The sequence below is a fragment of the Actinoplanes sp. NPDC049598 genome (assembly GCF_040675435.1).
Lineage (GTDB): Bacteria > Actinomycetota > Actinomycetes > Mycobacteriales > Micromonosporaceae > Actinoplanes.
Window position 1 is genome coordinate 82,728 of sequence record NZ_JBFAOX010000034.1, and the last position, 17,919, is coordinate 100,646.

The following is a 17,919-nucleotide window of genomic DNA, read 5'->3' on the forward strand; positions in this document are numbered from 1 at the left end:
TTTGCCCGGTCACCGCGCCCGGTACACCAGCAGCGCGTGGGCGAGGCCGGCCTCCAGCCGGGCCACGCCGCGGACCACGATCGGCAGGGTGATCGCGAAGAGCACGGCGACGACCAGATAAAAAGCGACGGCCAGGCCGTACGAGTCGTGCAGGCCGACCCACTCCGGCAGGTTGTGGTCGTTCGGGCCGTCCGGCAGGGCCCAGCCCCACAAGCCCCAGGTCAGGCCGCCGAGCACCATGGACCACCAGGTCACCACGACCGTGAACGAGAACGTGCTCGGAATGAAGCGCAGAATCGCGTGGGCGAGATCGCGCCACGATTGCGGGTCGGCCAGCGGCGCGAGAAGGCGGCGCACTCCGGTACCCGTACGGTAGGTGGGGTCTTCGAAGGTCTGGCCGAGAACCGGCCCGATCCGTGCTCTCTCCGCGCTGGCGAAACCGCGCGCGAACATCATGGTCGCGGCGAGAATCGGCACGCCAACCCAGAGCACCACGGTGCCGAGACCGAGCGAGAAAGCCGTCACACAAAGCGTGAGAGCGGCGATCCCCACCGGAAATCCGGTGAGGACATAACGAGTGTCGGCGCCGACCCGGGCGAGCGGGCGGACGGCCATGACCGGGGCTTCGAGCTGCGTCGTTGTCATGCCTAAGACGCTAGGCAGCAGGCCGCTCCCGGCCGATCCGGTCAGCCGCCCGATCGATGGTGGTGCCAGCCCTACCTGTTCCTCGCGTGAATCGCCACGGGCTGCCCGAACCCCGGCACAACGGTGTCGAACTCGTACACCAAGCCCAATTTGTCCATGACGCGCCTCGAGCGCTCGTTCTCCGGGTGCCGAATGCTGATGACGCGCTCGATCCCGCAATCCTCGAACCCGAACCGCAGCGCCGCGGCCGCCGCCTCGGTCGCATAACCCCGGCCCCAGTGCTCCCGCGCGAACCGCCACCCGATCTCCACCGCCGGCAGCACCTCAGGCAGAAAATTCGGGACGGAAAGGCCGGCCCACCCCAGCAGTACGCCTTCGTCGCGCCCCTCGACCGCGAAAAGCCCGAACCCGTTCCGCGCCCACACCGCCCGCATCCTTTCCAGGCGATCGGCGCTCTCCCGCCGGTCGAGCACCGACCCGTCCAGGATGTACCGCATCACGTCCGGATCGGCATTCATCGCCGCCAGCGCGTCCAGATCGTCGTCCCGCCACTGCCGCAGAATCAACCGCTCCGTCTCCAGCGGCCCCACCGACTCGATCACCCCCGCAGCCTATTCGGTGAGGAACGGGGTCACGGCGCGGTAGATGTCCGGGCCGGCGTTCGGCCACCGGCGCGCCCCGTAGAAGACCTTTCCCGCCCGGTCCAGGTACTCGGTGTACCGGCGGCCGCCCGTCTCGAAGCTGATCGCCACGCGGAAGCTGTACGACGCGGTCAGCGCGAAGAAGGACATGACCGCGGTGCTCTTCTCCCCTTGCCGAGGATGATCGTGCGGGAAGGGAAGAAGGGGCCGAGAAGGCGGCCCGGGTCACCGGGATCGGGCCGGATCGCCGTCGGCGCCGCGGCGTCCAGGGCGAAGACCATGTCGTCGGCCGGTTCACCCTCTTTGCCGAGGACGATCAGCGGGCCGTCCACGACGGGGCGGGGACGCACCGACCCGGGCCCGGTGGGGCGGGCTCGGGTCGGCGAAGCGTACGTCTAGAAGGTGTGCTCTGTGGTGGGGAACTCGCCGCCGCGGACTTCGGCGGCGAACTGGCGGGTGGCCTCGGACAGAACGCCGGACAGGTCGGCGTATTTCTTGACGAAGCGGGGGGCCTTGCCGGTGCGGAGGCCGGCCATGTCCTGCCAGACCAGCACCTGGGCGTCGGTGTCGGGGCCGGCGCCGATGCCCACCGTGGGAATGGTGAGCTCCTTGGTGATGGTCTTGGCGACCTCGCCGGGGACCATCTCGAGGACGACGGCGAAGGCGCCGGCGTCGGCCACCGCGTGGGCGTCGGCCACCACGAGCGCGGCCGAGTCGTCGCGGCCCTGGACGCGGTAGCCGCCGAGCGTGTGCTCGCTCTGCGGGGTGAAGCCGACGTGGCCCATGACGGGGATGCCGGCGCCGGTCAGGGCCTCGATCTGGGCGGCGACGCGGCGGCCGCCCTCGAGCTTGACCGCGTGGGCGCCGCCCTCCTTCATGAACCGGACGGCGGTGCGCAGGGCCTGCGTGGGGCCCTCCTCATAGCTGCCGAAGGGCAGGTCGGCCACGATCAGCGCGGTCTTGGTGGCCCGGACGACCGAGCGGACCAGCGGAAGCAGCTCGTCGACGGTAATCGGCAGGGTCGTCTCGTAGCCGTAGACGTTGTTGGCCGCGGAGTCGCCGACGAGCAGGACGGGCACGCCGTTCTGGTCGAAGATCGAGGCCGTGTACTGGTCGTACGAGGTGAGCATGGGCCAGCGGTCGCCTCGGGCCTTGGCGGCGGCGAGGTCGCGGGTGCGGACGCGGCGGGTGGGCGGACCACCGTACAGCGTGGGAATTTCCGACATTTCCGACTCCTTCCCTCGAGGCCGCGCGGGTGCGGTCCCCGGGTGCCCAGAAATCGTCGCACCATCCACGGCCTCGCGGTCAGTGGAGGTTGTCACAGCCCTTCGCGGAATCTGTTGGTGATAGGCAGGCGGCGGTCGCGGCCGAACGCCTTCCCGGAGATCTTGGTGCCGGGGGCGGACTGCCGGCGCTTGTACTCGGCGATGTCGACCAGCCGCAGCACGCGGTCGACCAGGGCCTGATCGTGCCCGGCGGCGATGAGATCGTCCCGGCCCAGGTCGTGGTCGACGTACCCGGCCAGGATCGGGTCGAGCAGCTCGTAGTCGGGCAGCGAATCCGAGTCCTTCTGGTCCGGCCGCAGCTCCGCGCTCGGCGGCTTGGTGATCGAGTTCGGCGGGATCGGCGCGCCGGGCTGCTCGTTGCGCCAGCGGGCGAGCTTCCACACCATCGTCTTCGGCACGTCCTTGAGCGGGTTGAAGCCGCCCACCGAGTCGCCGTAGAGCGTGGAGTAACCCACCGCGAGCTCACTCTTGTTACCGGTGGTGAGCACGAGGTGCCCGTCCTGGTTCGAGAGCGCCATCAGGATCACGCCGCGGACCCGGGCCTGCAGGTTCTCCACGGCGAGGCCGGAGAGCGACATGTTGGCCAGGAACGCGTCGACCATCGGCTGGATCGGCTCGACCTGGTAGTCGAGCCCGGTGCGCTTGGCCAGGTCGGCCGCGTCGTCCTTGGAGTGCTCGGACGAGTAGCCGCTGGGCATGGACACGCCGGTCACGCGGTCGGCGCCGAGGGCGTCGACGGCGATCGCGGCCACCACGGCCGAGTCGATGCCGCCGGAGAGGCCGAGCACCACCGAGCGGAAGCCGTTCTTGTTGACGTAGTCGCGCAGCCCGAGCACGAGGGCGGACCAGATCTCCTCCTCGTCCGCGACGCGCGCCGCGATCCCGCCGTCCTTTTTGTCGCCTGCATGCGGCCGCAAATCACCCAGAGCGGCCACCCGGACAACGGCCATGTCATCGTCGATGCGCCGCTCGAAGCCCGGTGCCGGCGCGTCCGTTCTGCCGGAGACATTCGGCGAGGAATCGGCCGCCGGAAGCGACAAATCGTGCACAAGAAGCTCTTCCGCAAACTGGCGAGCCCGAGCCAGCAGCTCCCCACCCGCGGTCACGATCAGCGAGTCGCCGTCGAAGACCAGCTCGTCCTGCCCGCCAACCATGTTGACGTAGGCGACGGTCGCCCCCGCCTCGGCCGCCCGCCGCTTCACCAGCGGCAGCCGCACATCGTCCTTGTTCAGCTCGTAAGGCGAGGCGTTGATGTTGACGACCAGCCCCACCCCGGCCTCGCGGGCCGCCTTGAACGGCCCGCCGGCCTGCCAGATGTCCTCGCAGACGGTGAGCGCGACGTCGACCCCGCCCAGCCGCACCACGGTCAGTGACGTGCCCGGCTCGAAGTACCGGTCCTCGTCGAAGACGCCGTAGTTGGGCAGGTGGTGCTTGTAGTACGTCGCCACCACCTCGCCGCCGAGCAGCAGCGCCGACGCATCCCGCCGACCGCGACCCGGAACCGCGTCCGCACTGGTCCGCGGCGGCCCGTCGGCGTCGACATATCCGACGATGACCGCGATATCCCCCAGACCATCGGCGGCAAGATCACGAGCCAGGGAATCAACCGCCGCCTGCGATGCCGAAATGACCGAATTGCGGAAGACCAGATCCTCGATCGGGTACCCGGTCAGCATCATCTCCGGGAAGGCGATCAGCTGAGCCCCGGCATCGGCCGCAAGCCGGGTCCAGGAGCGGACAGACGCCGCATTACCGGCGATGTCCCCCACAGTCGAGTTGACCTGGGCCAGGGCGATCCGCAGCGTAGGCATGCCCCTTATTCTTCCCCAAGGGATCGCCACCCGGGACGCCCCATCGGTCCCGGTCAGCGTAATGTCGGCGTAACCGGGGCAGGGAAGACTGGCCGGTCAGGCCACCATCGACCAGGAGTGAACGTTGGACCGACAGCAGGAGTTCGTGCTTCGCACTCTCGAGGAGCGCGACATCCGTTTTGTCCGGCTCTGGTTCACCGACGTGCTGGGCACCCTCAAGAGCGTGTCCGTCGCCCCGGCCGAGCTCGAGTCCGCCTTCGAGGAGGGCATGGGCATCGACGGCTCGGCGATCGAGGGCTTCGCCCGCGTCTACGAGTCCGACATGGTCGCCATGCCCGACCCGACGACCTTCCAGGTCTTCCCGTTCGAGGGCGGCGCCAGCGGCGAGAGCGCCCGCATGTTCTGCGACATCCTGCTGCCCGACGGCAGCGCGGCCTGGGCCGACCCGCGCCACGTGCTGCGCCGGGGCCTGGCCAAGGCGGCCGAGAAGGGCTTCACCTTCTACACCCACCCCGAGGTCGAGTTCTTCCTGGTGCAGGACGGCCCGCTCGACGGCTCGCTGCCCATCCCGGTCGACAGCGGCGGCTATTTCGACCACACCACCCACTCGATCGCCCGCGACTTCCGCCGGCAGGCCGTGCTCGCGCTCGAGCGCATCGGCATCTCGGTCGAGTTCAGCCACCACGAGGTCGCCCCCGGCCAGCAGGAGATCGACCTGCGGTACGCGGACGCGCTGACCACGGCCGACAACATCATGACGTTCCGTCACGTGGTCAAGGAGGTCGCGCTGTCGCAGGGCGTGCGGGCCACCTTCATGCCGAAGCCGTACACCGACCAGCCCGGCAGCGGCATGCACACGCACCTGTCGCTGATGGAGGGCGAGCGCAACGCCTTCTACGACGCCGACGACCCGATGAAGCTGTCCAAGACGGCCCGCTCGTTCATCGCCGGCCTGCTGGTCCACGCCCGCGAGTACACGGCCGTCACCAACCAGTGGGTCAACTCGTACAAGCGGCTCTTCCCGCTCCAGTTGCCCAACGCGATCACCGAGTCCCCCGCGTTCGTCAGCTGGGGCCACCTCAACCGCTCGGCCCTGGTCCGCGTGCCCGCGTTCGGCAAGCCCAGCTCGGCCCGCGTCGAGGTCCGATCGATCGATTCGGCCACCAATCCGTACCTGGCCTTCGCCGTCATGCTCGGCGCCGGCCTGAAGGGCATCGAGGAGGGCTACGAGCTGCCCCCGGGCGCCGAGGACGACGTCTGGTCGCTCTCCCCGGCCGAGCGCAAGGCCGCCGGCTACGAGGCCCTGCCGGAGAACCTGTCCGAGGCCATCGACGTGATGGAGAAGTCCGAGCTGATCGCCGAGGTCCTCGGCGAGCACGTTTTCGACTTCTTCCTGCGCAACAAGCGGGCCGAGTGGGAGCAGTACCGCCGCGAGGTCACCCCCTACGAGCGGCAGCGTTACCTGGGCGCGCTGTAGTTATGTAGACGCTTTCTTGTACGGTCTCTCCTGACGTCGCCGACAAGATCCGACCTGGGAGAGGCCGTGCTCGAAGACCTGCTTGAAGGTGCTGGCCGCAGCATCGTGTTCGGTATCGTCGGCATCGGCCTCATGGCGGTCGGCTACGTGCTGATCGACGTGCTGACGCCCGGCAAGCTGCGCGACCTCATCTTCGTGGAGCGCAACCCCAACGCCTCGCTGCTGCTGGCGGCCAACCAGCTGGGCATCGCCGCCATCGTCACCACGGCGATCTTCACCAGCTACTCCGACTTCGCCCAGGGCCTCGCCTCGACCGTGCTGTTCGGCCTCATCGGCATCGCCATCATGGGCCTGGCCTTCCTGGTCCTCGACTGGATGACCCCCGGCAAGCTCGGCGAGGTCATCTGCACCCCCGAACGCCACGGCGGGGCCCTGGTCAGCGCCGCCTCCCACTTCGGCGCGGCCCTCATCGTCTGCGCCTGCATCTCTTGAACCCAGACCCAGAGGTACGCAATCACGACCGGCGCCCGCTCCGTAGGCCCGGGTCCGTACGTCCCGGCCTCCCTGCCGCGGCTGCCGGGTTGTCCTGCCACGAAAGCTCCTTCTATTCGGCTAACCCGTTCAGCTGACGACAAAACGGACTAAAATGGTCATCATGGTGGGGTGCTCCCTGCCCGCTCCCGCCCGGCCGCGTCCACCCCTTGGCGCGAACGACTGGCCGTCTTCTCCGCGCACAAATGGTGGTCCGGGGTCGGCGCGATCGGAACCATCGCGGCGTTGGTGATCGCCATCCTGCAGCTGGGCCAGTCACCCACACCTCCGGCCCCGTCTTCCTCCGCCGCCTCTCCACAGCCCAATCCGCCCAGCCCCAGCGGCGGCGAGCCCGGGCGGCCGCCGGGCCGCTACCCCGGGGCGCTCCTGGTCACCCTGAACTCAGCCAACAGCGAACCCAACTTCGACTTCATGTACCCGCGCAGCCAGGCCGCCAAGGCGGACCGCTACCGTCCCGGGCCAGTCGGCAACGTCGTCGACCTCAACTCGGCGGCCCTCACCGACGGGGCGTACGCGGTCCAGAGCCTCTCGCTGACCGTCAGTCTCGAGTCACGGCTGGACCGGAAGATCACCGTCTACGACATCAAGCCCGTCGCCGTGCCGGGCCCGATCGTCGACGGCCCGCTGATCGCCCTGGGCAACCAGGGCAGCACCGCCGACGAAATGATCTTCGACCTGGACGCGGCCGCGCCCACGGCGCTCCGCGCCGACGCCCGCCCCTACTTCCGGTCACACTCGATCATCCTGGGCCGGGGCGAGAAGAACACCGTGGTCATGGCGTTCTTCGCCCTCACCGCCTCCTACAGCTTCCGGGTCGCGGTCAGCTTCGAGGTCGACGGCCGGCGCTACACCGAGATGCTCGACCGGGCCGGCCGGCCTTTCCTGCTCACCCCGGATCTCTGCCCGGTCCGGTTCACCAGTTCGCCGTTCTACGACAAACACTGGCAGCAGGCCAAGGCCGCCCTGGAGCCACGCATGCCGAGCCGGGTCCTGTTCCGCAACACCATGACCACCGCGGTGGACGTCCCCCCACCCGTCTACGGCCAGTACCCCGAATGCCAGTAGGCGCTCACACCGCCGAGCGCAACAGCATCCCGCCGCCGTAGGCGAGGGCGGCGATCGTGCCGGCCAGGAAGAAGAGGGACCAGATCTCGCTGGGGATCAGGGTGCGGCTCTGCAGCACCGCGGTGTCGTTGCCCTTCACGGTCCAGTTGCGGGTCAGCACGAACCCGAGCATCCGCTGCACTCCGCCGATCAGCAGGAGCCACACCCACATGTGCGTGTAGAGCGTCTGCACCGGCCCCTCGGCCCTGGTCGCGATCATCCAGATCAGCACGATCAGCCCGGGCACGAGCAGCCACCCGAGGAATCCCCGCACCGCGAACAGCATCACCACGAGGAAGGCCATGCTCGCCCACAGCACCGCCTCGACGTACCCCTGCCGGAGCATCCACACCCCGGCCAGCCCGAACATGGACGGCCCCAGATAGCCGGCCAGCGTCGCGAAGATGTCGGCCAGCCACGGCAGCTCCGACGCCGGCGTGGTCGCCCCGCCACCGTCCCGCCCGATCTCGACCGACTTGACGGACCGGAAGAACAAGACCATCAGCAGCGCATGACCACCCTCGTGAGCGATGACGACCAGGAACTTGCTCACGAACCAGAGCGGCACCGCCAACACCCACGCCAGCAAAGCCGCAGTCCAGGCAACATTCGACCCCGCCCCCACAACCGGAAGCTAGCCCGCCCGACCGCACCCCACCACGGCCCGATCAGCCGACCGATTCTGGCCGGTCGTGCCGATCGCCACCGGACCCATCAAGATGGTCACAACGGGAGGGAGAAAGTCATGGGTCATCCGGTGGTGCACTTCGAGATCATCGGCGCCGATCCGGCGAAGTTGCGCGGGTACTACGGCGAGCTGTTCGGCTGGGGCTTCGACACCGGCGGTCCGGTGGCGCCGTCCGTCTCACGTGAGGGCGAGTACGGCTTCGTCGAGCCCACCGCCGGCGGCGGCATCCCCGGCGGCGTCGGTGGCGGCGCGGGCCACCAGCCCCATGTGGTCTTCTACGTCGGCGTCCCCGACGTCGAGGCCGCGCTGCGCCGCGCCGAGCAGCTGGGCGGCGAGCGCATCATGGGCCCCGAGCGCGCCCCCGGCCGTGACCTGGTCGTCGCCCACTTCAAGGACCCCGAAGGCAACGTGATCGGCCTGGCCGGCCCGGCTTAGAGCAGCGAGCGGTAGAAGGCGACGTGATGCTCGGCCGCCGCCTGCCAGGTGTGGGTGGCGGCCAAGGCACGGCCGGCCGCGACGCGCGCGGGCGACGGCTCGGTCAGGGACGTGGACAACGCCCGGGCCAGGCCATCCGGGTCGGAGCCGTACAGGACGGCGGGGCCGAAGACCTCGCGCAGCACCGGAAGGTCGCGGACCACCACGGGGACGCCGGCGGCCAAGGCCTCCATGGCGGCCAGGCCGAACCCCTCCTTGGTGGACGGGAAGGCGAAAGCGGCGGCGCCGGCGACCACGCCCGGCAGCTCGTCGTGGTCGACCGGGCCCAGGACGTGCGGGGTGATGCCGAGGGCGGCGGCGCGCGCTTCCCATCGGGCGCGGTAGTCGCGGTAGTCGAAGAGGGTTTCGCCTCCGGCGATCACCAGGTTCAGGTCGGGGAGCCGGTCACGCGTTTGGGCGTACGCCTCCAGCAAGTCGATCGAGCCTTTGCGGGGCTCGATGCCGCCGACCGACAGCACGTAGCGGCCTTGTGCGCGGGACGGCACCGCCGACGCGAAGCGCGCGGCGTCGACGCCGTTGGGGATGACGACCGGCTTCAGGCCCCACCCGTCCGACACCTCGCGTGCGACCGCCGCCGAGACGCAGATGTGGGCGTACGGGCGGACGATCGCCTTCTCGTGGCAGGCGGCCAGTTCGGGGGTGGTGAACTGGTCGAGGTGGTGCACGGTGCGCACGCAGCGGTCGACGGCGTTGGCGCTGATGCAGTCCTGCGCGTGGACGATGTCGTACGACGAGGGTGTGAAAGCCGCCCGCAGCAGGGCAATCGACCGCAGGATCCGTGCGCCGACACCCTCGCCCGGAATGTCGGGAAAGGGGACCACGGCGAGCCGGACGCGGGGATCGACGGCGCGGAAGAAGCCGCCGCCACGGCCCAGGGTCCACACCGTCACGTCGTGGCCCAGGCCGGCCAGCGCCTCGGCCAGCGACAGCGTGTGAACGACCCCGCCGCGAGGGCGCGTCGAATAGGTCAGCAGGGCGATCTTCATCGGTAGGTCTCCGGGCGCAACTCGTCGAGGTGGGACAGCACGCGCCGGGCGGCGGCGATCTCGGCTGCCACGTCCACTTCGGCCACCACCAGGCCCGCTTTCCCCCACGTACGGGCGAGGATGTTGCCCGCCGGGCCGACGACCTTGGCCTGGCCGAGGAATTTCATGCCGCCGGCGCCGCCGGTCTGGTTGGACGACACGACGACGATCTGGTTCTCGGCGGCGCGCGCGCAGTCGTACAGGTCGAACAGCCGTGACTGCCGGTCCTGGCTCAGCTTCGGCGCCTGGTTGGTGATGCTGGCCGGCCAGGCCGAGAGGCAGGCGACGATCTGGGCGCCGTCGCGGGCCAGCGAACGCGCCGACTCGGGGAAGGTCTTGTCGTAGTCGATGAGCATGCCGAGCCGCCCGGCCGGGGTGTCGAAGGCGGTGAACGAGTCGCCGGCCCGGTAGACCGTGGCCTCGGCGCCGGGCAGGTGGACCTTGCGGTGCCGGCCCAGGACGCCGTCGCCGCAGAGGGCCACGGCCGCGTTGTAGCGGTCCTCCTCCGACGCCTCGCAGTAGCCCACGCAGACCACCATGTCCCGCGCCAGGCCGGCGATCCGGTCGAAGATCGGATCCTCGGGGACCAGGGCCGGTGGCAGCGCCGAGGGGTCGGGGCGCCGCAGGTCGGCCAGGTAGCCGCCGATGGCCGCGTCCGGCAGGACCAGCAGACCGGCGCCGGCGTCCCGCGCATCGGAGATGATCTTGCCGATCCGGGCCAGGCTGTGCTCGATGTCCCGGCCGAAGTGGGCGGCCGCGGCGGCGATGCGGGTGAGGGTCACAGCCGGTAGGCGTCCGGCCGCCGGTCGCGCAGGTGGCCCATGGAGCGCCGGGCGGTGGCCAGCGCCTCGGTCACGTCGACGTCGGCCATGGCCAGGCCGGGCCCGACGCCGGTGGTGGCCAGCACCTCGCCGCCCGGGTCGACGACCTTGGCGCTGCTCACGAAGCGCAGCGAGCCGAAGGTGCCGGACTGGTTGGCCGAGAGCCAGACCACCTGGTTCTCCAGCGCGCGGGCCCGGTCGAACAGGTCGAAGCGCCGCGTCCAGCGGTCCTCGGCCAGGTCCTCCGGCGCGTTCGTACGGCTGCCGGGCCAGGCCGAGACGCAGACGATGACCTCGGCCCCGTCGAGGGCGAGGGCCCGGGCCGCCTCCGGGAACGCCTTGTCGTAGCAGATGAGCAGGCCGATCCGCCCGGCCGGGGTGTCGAAGGCGGCGAAGCCGTCGCCGGAGGCGTAGCTCGCGTTCTCCCGCAGCGGCTGGTGCACCTTGCGGTGGTTGCCGAGGACCCGGCCGCCGCCGACGCAGACCACGCTGTTGTAGCGGCGGTCGCCGTCGGCCTCGCAGTAGCCGGCGCAGACCACCATGTCGCCGGCCAGCGCGGCCAGCCGGGCGATCTCGGGGCCGTCCACCCTCAGGGCCGGCGGCTCGTCGGCCCCGCCGTCCAGATGGGCCAGATAACCCCCGAGGCAGGCCTCGGGCAGGGCCAGCAGCTGTACGCCGTCGGTCCGCGCCCCTTCGATGATCTTCTCGATGCGGTCGAAGTCGCCCTCGAGGTCGCGGTCGAACGCCTCGGCCACCGCGGCCATCCTCACCATGCTCATGCGGCTGTCCCCAACTCTGTGACTCCGGCCGGCACGGCCTCGGTGAGTTCCCCGTCCGGCCAGCGGAGCTGCACTCCCCGGCCGGCGATCAGTTCGCCGCAGTCCGCACTGACCGCGGGTGTCGCATCGGGGGCCACGCCCCCAGCGGTGAGCATCGCGAAGCCCGGGAAGCAGGTGAGCCAGTCCCCCACGGTGGCGCCGGCCGGTCTCGGGACGCTTGCCACGTCGAGGATCGCCCCGCAGCCACTGGCCTCGGCCAGCATGCCGAGCGTGCCGGCGATGCCCGCCATCGACACGTCCTTGGCCGCGGCGGGCCGGGCGGCGGCCACATAGCCATGCAGCGAGCGCAACTCGGCCGCGCTGCGATGCGAAGTGGAGTCCCACTGCCGTCCGTGATAGCCCGGCCGCCATCCGCCGCCGAGGTCGGCGGTCAGTCTGACGGTCTGTCCGGGCCGTCCTCCCCCACCAGGAACAGGCTTGGCCGTACGCCCGAGAGCAGTCGCCGACAACGCCGCGGGCACCCCGAGTTGCGTGTGCCCGCCGAGCACCGGCACGCCCCACGCCTCGGCCGCCCGGCGCAGCCCGCCGAGGATCCGCCCGGCGAACGCGGCATCGCGCGCGCCGACCGCGTTGAGCAGCCCGACCGGGCTCGCACCCATCGCGGCCAGGTCGTTCATGTTGACCAGGACCGAACACCAGCCGGCCCAGTCCGGGTCCCGCTCCACCATGGACGGCAGGATCGCGTCGCACGCCGCGATCAGATCGGACCCCGGCACCGGCGCCCCGTCGTCCCCGACGAAGCCGGCCCCGCCCGGCGCCATCTCCCGCAGCAGACTCCCGAGCGGACTCTTGGTCGCCGCGGCCAGCGCGGCGATCCGCCCGATCGGCCACCGCATCAGCACATGCGGCCGCCCCGCCACGGTCAGCCCACGAACCGCCTTCCAGCCCAGCCGCCGAAACATCTGTTCCGAGCGCGTCTGCACAGTGGCGTCGAACCGCAACGCTCCCGCGCTCTCCGCATAGGCACAGGCCGCCCGCACCAGCGCGGGCCCGACCCCCCGCACCCCACGCACCGCCGGATCAACCGCGAGCCGCCCGCCGGCCCACCACCCGATGTCCTCCCCCGGCCCGGCCGGCCCCAGCCGAACCCCACCGAGGAGCTCGCCGTGCGGCCCCCGAGCCAGCAGCACCACAGTGCGCGGATCGTCGTCACGCTCATCGCGATCCGAGCCGGCGAACAGCCCCTGCTCCTCGACGAACACCCGCGCCCGCAGCCGGTGGTACTCCTCCGGGTCGTCGGCCCGCTCGATCATCAGCCGCGCCCCGAGCAGGGCCGGCACCAGGTCCGTCATCCGCCGGCCGCCTGGAGGACGCCGCAGGCTCCGCACGCCGCGCAGCCCGCTCTCTGGTCGGCGCCGAGCATGCCGGCCGCGCGGAGCAGGGCCGCCACCTGCTCCGAGATCTCCCGGACCAGCGACGGCGGCGGGGCGACGGCCCCGTCGCGGCGGGCCAGGGTGCCGGCCATCGGGCGGAACGGGACCACGAACGGGTAGACGCCGCGGGCGATGAGCCGCGCCGCCCCGTCGACCAGTTCGGCCGGGTCCTCGCCGAGGCCGATCAGCAGGTACGTGGAGACCTGGTTGCGGCCGAACACCTCGACCGCCCGGTCCCACGCCGCCTCGTACTCGGCCATCGGCACCGAGCCCTTGCCCGGCATCCACGCGCGGCGGATCTCGTCGTCGAGCGACTCCACGTGGATGCCGATCGCGACCGCGCCCGCCTCGTGCAGCTCGTCGATCACCGCCAGGTCGCGCGGCGGCTCGATCTGCACCTGGATCGGCAGACCGGGCACGGCCGCCAGGACGGCCCGCACCGAGCGCACGAGATTGCGGGCGCCGCGGTCCGGCCCGGCCGTCGTCCCGGTGGTCATCACCATTTGTTTGACGCCGTCGAGGCGTACGGCTGCGGCCGCGACCTCCGCGAGTTGCGCCGGAGTTTTGGCGGCGATGGTCGCGCCGGACCGCAGCGACTCCTCGATGGTGCAGAAGCGGCAACGCTCCGTCTCCGCGTACCGCACGCAGGTCTGAACCACCGTCGTGGCCAGCACGTCCTGGCCGTGCAGGCGCGCGATCTTCTCGTAGGGAACGCCGTCGGCCGTGGTCAGGTCGTAGAAGCGGGGGCGCCGGACGACGTCGAGCGTCACGCCGGTGTCGGTCTCGCCGAGCCAGACGCGGCCGTCGCGGACGTCGTACGGACTGCTGAGGGTGATCGGCAGGGCGGCGTTCCGGCCGTCGACGACGACGTGGCCGTCATCGCTGGGGCCGGCCCCGGCCGGGCGGCGTACGGGCGCAGGCACCCGCACGCCGCGCACGGCCAGGTCGGCTCGAACATCAATAGAACGCTTTAGTCCAGTCATGGGTGGTGGTGGGGTGGTTGGACGGGACTAGAACATGTAGGTCGAGTTGATGATCGCGCCCTTGCGCGCGTAGTGGATCAGCGCGTCCTGCACGTCCAGCGGGTGGGTCGGGATGACCCCCTCGATCAGGTCCTCCTCGCGGGCGCCGTGCAGCGACAGCCCGAATCGGCAGCAGTACACCTTGCCGCCCTCGGCGATGAACGTCTTCAGCGAGTTGTTGATGTTGTGCTCGCCCGGGAAGGCCGACGTGCCGGTGGTCGGGAAGCCGCGGGTGGCCAGGGCGTTCAGCGAGCCCGGCCCGTAGAAGTAGATGGCCGACTCGAAGCCCTTGCGCAGGGCCCGGGTCGCCTGCAGGACGGCCACGAAGCTGACCGACGACTCGTGCGCGATGCCGTGCACGAGGGTGAAGTAGGACTCCCCGTTCTCGGCCTTGTAGTCGGGGAACACCTTGGTGCCGCCGTAGAGGGAGGAACCCTCGGGCAGGGACGGGTGGGGGATCTCGGCGAGGCTCTTCTGCTCGTTCTCGGTGAGGTCGGCGACGTCGGTCATGGGGGATCTCCTTTAGCCGTAGAGCTTCTCGAAATTGGTCGTGAAGACGTGGTCCTGCAACACGGAGCCGGCGGCGACCGCGCGGAGCCGGGCCGACTCCCCGGCGTGGTCGCCCCACGGCTCGTCGCTGGCGAACAGCACCCGGTCGTGGCCGAGGCCGCGCCGGTCGATCTCGTCGGCGAGCCAGCGCGGCGCGAAGCCGATGGCCCAGGACAGGTCGGTGTAGACCTGCTTGCCGGCGCCGATCCAGTCGAAGAACCGCCCGCCGATCAGCTTGATGTGGCCGCTCATCCCGCCGCCGAAGTGCACGAGGTGCACCCGGACGTCGTCGCCATAGCGATCCACCAGCGTGCCGACCCGGTCGATGTCGGAGGCGGCGCCGGGCGAGGTGTGCACGTGGACGGTCAGGTCGTGCTCCCGGGCCGCGGCGAAAATCGCGTCCAGCCCCGGGTCCTCGGCCCCACCACCGAGCAAGAAGCTCAACTTCAGGGCCCGTACGCCCGGCTCGCCGGCCAATCGCAAAGCGTTGGCGGTCCGCTCGGCGTCGGACTCCCGGGCCGAAACCCAGAGCCCGCACCGGATCCGGTCGTCCCGCTGGGCCGCCTCGACCACGAGATCGTTGAAGCCGAAGGCGACATCCGGATCCGGCACGCCGTAATTCGGCAGCACGAGCGCCCGGTCGGTGCCCTCCCGGTCGAGGTCGGCGATCAGCTCGCCGATCGTGGCCCGGGCCGTGGTGTCCGGGCTGACCGGCGGCCCGCCGTAGAAGGGGTAGGCGGGCAGGACACCGAGGTGGCGGTGAGCGTCGTTCAAGGAGGTCATGCCGCGTACCAATCCATCCGCGGGTACGTCTCCGTCGCCGTGCCCGCGAGCCAGCTCACGTCCTCCACGACCCGCAGCCGCCGCGCCGCCTGCACCTTGCCGGCCAGGTAGGCCGCGTCCCGGGCGATGCCGGCGAACCGGCCCGAACCCCAGGTCCACTGCCAGGGCAGGCCGAGGAAGTACAGGCCGGGGCAGCTGGTCACGCCGCGCTCGTGGGTCGGGTAGCCGCGCCCGTCGAACACCGGCACCTGGATCCAGCGGTGATCCCGGTGGAAGCCGGTGGCCCAGACGACGGCGGTGATCGCGCCGAGATTCAGTTCGCGTTCCGCTTCGTCGGGCTGCCAGACCGGTACGTACCTTTTCTCCACCGGCGCGTCGATCTCGCGGGTGGTGATCCAGCGGTCGATCGCGTCCTTGATGCCCTCGGCCACGGCATCCGCGTTGTCGAGATTCTTCGTGAGATCGCCGGCGAAGTGGACGGTGCCATCGGTGATGGTTCGGAGACGTCCGTACAGCTCCATGCCCTGAGTGGCGAACAGCCGCAAGTCGATGTCGCGGCCGCCGTCGCGCCCGGTCATGTAGTGGTTGGCCCGCAGCCGCACCTCGTCGGCGTCGCCGAACTCGTCGACGCCCTTGGTGTAGTGGCCCATCTCGTCGAGCCAGGCCAGGGTGTCGCGGCCCCGGTACCGCCGGGCGGCCCGCGGGGCGCTGCCCACCGCCAGGTGCACCCGGCGCCCGGCCAGGTGCAGGTCCTCGGCGATCTGACAACCGGACTGGCCGGTGCCGACGACCAGCACCTCGCCGTCGGGCACCTGATCGGGATTGCGGTACTGCGACGAGTGCAGCTGGATGATGCCGGCGGGCAGCCGCTCGGCGATCCGCGGCACCGCCGGCTCGTGGTACGGCCCGGTCGCGACGACGACCTGGTCCGCGGTGTACGGGCCCTCACTGGTCTCGAGCTCGAAATGCCCGGCCGCGCTGCGGCGAAGCCGGGTGACGGCGACGCCCTCCCGCAGCGGCGGGGCGAACGAGGCCGCGTACTTCTCCAGGTAGGCGACGACCTCGGACCCCGGCATGAAGCCGTCCGGGTCGTCACCGTCGTACTTGAAGCCCGGCAGGTCGCACTGCCAGTTCGGCGTGACCAGGCAGAACGAGTCCCATCGACGCTCGCGCCACTCGTGGCCGACGCTGTTCCTCTCGAGCACGACATGGTCGACGCCGAGGCGGCTCAGGTGCCAGCTCATGGACAGGCCGGCCTGGCCGCCCCCGACGACGACAACGGTGTGGTGGGTCATGGTTCGACCCCCTCCACGGTCACGGCGCCTTCGTCATAACGCGACGCCCGCTGCTCGACCTGGGCGAGGGAACGCGCCGCGTTGGCGCAGGGAAATCCGTACGCTTCCCGGACCCGGTCGCTCGCCATACCAAGCGCCTCACGGCAGCGATCGACAAATGTGTCGATCGCGTATTCTTGGCCGGCCGAGAAGTAATCCTCGACCACGGTGGAGGGAGAATAGATTCGTTGCGGAGGCCCGTCCGGCCAGCGCACCAGCACGTATCGTTCCGGCATCGCCCGATGCCTCCTCGCGCAGCTCAAGCGGCTGTTGCGAGACCCAGTCAAGGGACCGGCGGTTTCCGGACGGTTTCATCGGGAACAACGGGACGTTAGATGGTCCTCACTTCGACCGCCTCATTTCCAAGGCGTTATCAGCGTCATTTCACTTGAATACGATCCTGCCCTCCGCTCCCGCCTCGACCGGCCAGGAATTCTCATCGATCGCCAATGCCGAACGCAGATAGGCCGTGGTGACCCGCTGAATCAGGGCGACCCGGCCCGGATCCTCGTCGGTGGTCTCGGTGACGCCGTAACCGACGATGCCGCCGAGCGAGTGCTCACCCCCAAAGGTGGTCAGCAGGGCCTTCGGGGCCGGACTCTGGAAGTACGCATCGGTGAACCAGTCCGGCCCGCGACTGGAGAGCATCGACTGATCCTTGTCCCCCGCCACCACCAGGGCCGGCGTGACCATCGTGGAGAAGTCGGGGTTCATGAAGGCGAAGTGCTCGGCCGCGAAATCCGTCAGCCCACCAAGACCGGCCGCAGCCAGCAGAACACCCGCCTTGACCCGCCGATCGGGCCGCTTGTAGTCATCCCCCAGCACTTCGGCCCCGAGCAGCATGCCGGCACTCTGCGCCCCCCCACGAGTGCCCAGCCACAGCGATGCGCCCCCGGTCGATCGTGCCCGGAATGACGGCCTCAACCCGATCGAGCTCGTCGATGACCCGAACAAGATCCTCCACCCGAATCCGCCAGATCAGCGGCGTCCGCTCATCAGTCGGCGGCAGCCCCAGGCTCCGCGAGTCAAGGTGAGTCGGCTGCACAACAACAAAGCCGTTGGCCGCCCAGTACTCAGCCAGCGGCGCATAGCCATCAAGCGACTGCCCAAACCCGTGCGAGAACACAACAACCGGCAGCGCACCCCCCTCAACCGGCGCGGTCACCCGCACCTGAAGATCGTCACCGCGCCCAGGCGCAGGCAACACCACAGGCTTCACCGAAACAATGGTTTTCATGGCACTCCAGTCCTGACATCATGAGTCAACCGGAACCTCGTTCCGCTAATCACAATACGGAACCCAGTTCCGTTTGCCAACCGAATCCGAGTGACCCCAAGCACGCCCCAGCGCACCCGACCCCAGCCAGCAGCCACAAACGCGGGTCTTTACCAAGATCGGTGTTTCCGGCTCTTCGGTTAGTAGGTTTCGGCGGCCGGCCAGCGGTCACCGAAGGTGATGGCGAAGGCATTCAGC

19 protein-coding genes and 1 pseudogene are annotated in these 17,919 nt (G+C 70.2%); 4 read left to right on the plus strand and 16 right to left on the minus strand.

The features are described from left to right. Positions 1-9 precede the first annotated feature (9 nt). The 5 genes from AB0J66_RS44130 to AB0J66_RS44150 form a co-directional block, all read right to left on the minus strand. A complete protein-coding gene (locus AB0J66_RS44130; protein WP_364673811.1) occupies positions 10-645 on the minus strand; it encodes a sensor domain-containing protein in 636 nt (211 codons plus the stop codon). A gap of 71 nt (positions 646-716) precedes the next feature. After that, positions 717-1,247: a GNAT family N-acetyltransferase gene (locus tag AB0J66_RS44135; RefSeq protein ID WP_364673813.1), complete on the minus strand. Its 531-nt coding sequence runs from the start codon at positions 1,245-1,247 to the stop codon at positions 717-719. Positions 1,248-1,256: 9 nt separating this feature from the next. Continuing rightward, positions 1,257-1,436: a hypothetical protein gene (locus AB0J66_RS44140; protein ID WP_364673815.1), complete on the minus strand. Its 180-nt coding sequence runs from the start codon at positions 1,434-1,436 to the stop codon at positions 1,257-1,259. A gap of 245 nt (positions 1,437-1,681) precedes the next feature. Then, positions 1,682-2,512: a 3-methyl-2-oxobutanoate hydroxymethyltransferase gene (gene panB / locus AB0J66_RS44145; RefSeq protein ID WP_364673818.1), complete on the minus strand. Its 831-nt coding sequence runs from the start codon at positions 2,510-2,512 to the stop codon at positions 1,682-1,684. A gap of 92 nt (positions 2,513-2,604) precedes the next feature. Continuing rightward, a complete protein-coding gene (locus AB0J66_RS44150) occupies positions 2,605-4,383 on the minus strand; it encodes an NAD+ synthase (RefSeq protein WP_364673820.1) in 1,779 nt (592 codons plus the stop codon). Between the two features lie 124 nt (positions 4,384-4,507). On the opposite strand from AB0J66_RS44150, the gene AB0J66_RS44155 reads away from it, so the two are divergent. The 3 genes from AB0J66_RS44155 to AB0J66_RS44165 all read left to right on the plus strand — a co-directional run bounded on the left by AB0J66_RS44155 (position 4,508) and on the right by AB0J66_RS44165 (position 7,477). After that, positions 4,508-5,860 (plus strand): glutamine synthetase family protein, encoded by a 1,353-nt coding sequence (locus tag AB0J66_RS44155; protein WP_364673823.1) that lies wholly within the window; start codon positions 4,508-4,510, stop codon positions 5,858-5,860. Positions 5,861-5,926: 66 nt separating this feature from the next. Continuing rightward, positions 5,927-6,352, plus strand: coding sequence for a DUF350 domain-containing protein (locus AB0J66_RS44160; RefSeq protein ID WP_364673825.1), 426 nt, complete (start codon positions 5,927-5,929; stop codon positions 6,350-6,352). Between the two features lie 171 nt (positions 6,353-6,523). Further along, positions 6,524-7,477: a hypothetical protein gene (locus AB0J66_RS44165; RefSeq protein WP_364673827.1), complete on the plus strand. Its 954-nt coding sequence runs from the start codon at positions 6,524-6,526 to the stop codon at positions 7,475-7,477. Positions 7,478-7,481: 4 nt separating this feature from the next. Here the strand turns inward: AB0J66_RS44165 and AB0J66_RS44170 are convergent, their stop codons facing one another. Further along, the gene (locus AB0J66_RS44170) at positions 7,482-8,141 is read right to left on the minus strand and encodes a M50 family metallopeptidase (RefSeq protein WP_364673830.1); all 660 of its coding nucleotides are present in this window, start codon (positions 8,139-8,141) and stop codon (positions 7,482-7,484) included. Positions 8,142-8,261: 120 nt separating this feature from the next. Between AB0J66_RS44170 and AB0J66_RS44175 the strand changes: the two genes are divergently transcribed. Continuing rightward, entirely contained in the window at positions 8,262-8,639 is a 378-nt protein-coding gene (locus tag AB0J66_RS44175) for a VOC family protein (protein ID WP_364673832.1), read from the plus strand. Here AB0J66_RS44175 and AB0J66_RS44180 read toward each other — a convergent pair. The 10 genes and pseudogenes from AB0J66_RS44180 to AB0J66_RS44225 all read right to left on the minus strand — a co-directional run bounded on the left by AB0J66_RS44180 (position 8,636) and on the right by AB0J66_RS44225 (position 17,682). After that, positions 8,636-9,685 carry an MSMEG_0565 family glycosyltransferase gene (locus AB0J66_RS44180; protein WP_364673834.1) on the minus strand — a complete coding sequence of 350 codons (1,050 nt, stop codon included), beginning with the start codon at positions 9,683-9,685 and terminating at the stop codon, positions 8,636-8,638. The two genes, AB0J66_RS44175 and AB0J66_RS44180, sit on opposite strands and share 4 nt — an antisense overlap. Beyond that, positions 9,682-10,506 carry a carbon-nitrogen hydrolase family protein gene (locus AB0J66_RS44185; protein ID WP_364673837.1) on the minus strand — a complete coding sequence of 275 codons (825 nt, stop codon included), beginning with the start codon at positions 10,504-10,506 and terminating at the stop codon, positions 9,682-9,684. Before AB0J66_RS44185 ends, AB0J66_RS44180 begins: the two co-directional genes overlap by 4 nt. Beyond that, positions 10,503-11,324, minus strand: a complete 822-nt coding sequence (locus AB0J66_RS44190; protein WP_364673839.1) for a carbon-nitrogen hydrolase family protein — start codon at positions 11,322-11,324, stop codon at positions 10,503-10,505. The genes AB0J66_RS44185 and AB0J66_RS44190 overlap by 4 nt, the downstream gene beginning before the upstream one ends. Beyond that, positions 11,321-12,676 (minus strand): MSMEG_0567/sll0787 family protein, encoded by a 1,356-nt coding sequence (locus AB0J66_RS44195; protein ID WP_364673842.1) that lies wholly within the window; start codon positions 12,674-12,676, stop codon positions 11,321-11,323. Before AB0J66_RS44195 ends, AB0J66_RS44190 begins: the two co-directional genes overlap by 4 nt. Continuing rightward, the gene (locus AB0J66_RS44200; protein ID WP_364673844.1) at positions 12,673-13,686 is read right to left on the minus strand and encodes an MSMEG_0568 family radical SAM protein; all 1,014 of its coding nucleotides are present in this window, start codon (positions 13,684-13,686) and stop codon (positions 12,673-12,675) included. Before AB0J66_RS44200 ends, AB0J66_RS44195 begins: the two co-directional genes overlap by 4 nt. An 81-nt stretch (positions 13,687-13,767) precedes the next feature. Continuing rightward, complete coding sequence (locus tag AB0J66_RS44205) at positions 13,768-14,289, minus strand: MSMEG_0572/Sll0783 family nitrogen starvation response protein (RefSeq protein ID WP_364673846.1); 522 nt, start codon at positions 14,287-14,289, stop codon at positions 13,768-13,770. Between the two features lie 12 nt (positions 14,290-14,301). Continuing rightward, positions 14,302-15,111 (minus strand): amidohydrolase family protein, encoded by an 810-nt coding sequence (locus AB0J66_RS44210; RefSeq protein WP_364673849.1) that lies wholly within the window; start codon positions 15,109-15,111, stop codon positions 14,302-14,304. Further along, on the minus strand, positions 15,108-16,406 hold the full coding sequence (locus tag AB0J66_RS44215) for an MSMEG_0569 family flavin-dependent oxidoreductase (RefSeq protein WP_364673851.1): 1,299 nt from the start codon (positions 16,404-16,406) through the stop codon (positions 15,108-15,110). The genes AB0J66_RS44210 and AB0J66_RS44215 overlap by 4 nt, the downstream gene beginning before the upstream one ends. Next, positions 16,403-16,681 (minus strand): MSMEG_0570 family nitrogen starvation response protein, encoded by a 279-nt coding sequence (locus AB0J66_RS44220; protein WP_364673854.1) that lies wholly within the window; start codon positions 16,679-16,681, stop codon positions 16,403-16,405. The genes AB0J66_RS44215 and AB0J66_RS44220 overlap by 4 nt, the downstream gene beginning before the upstream one ends. A gap of 148 nt (positions 16,682-16,829) precedes the next feature. After that, positions 16,830-17,682 (minus strand): annotated as a pseudogene (locus AB0J66_RS44225) (alpha/beta fold hydrolase). Positions 17,683-17,919 lie beyond the last annotated feature (237 nt).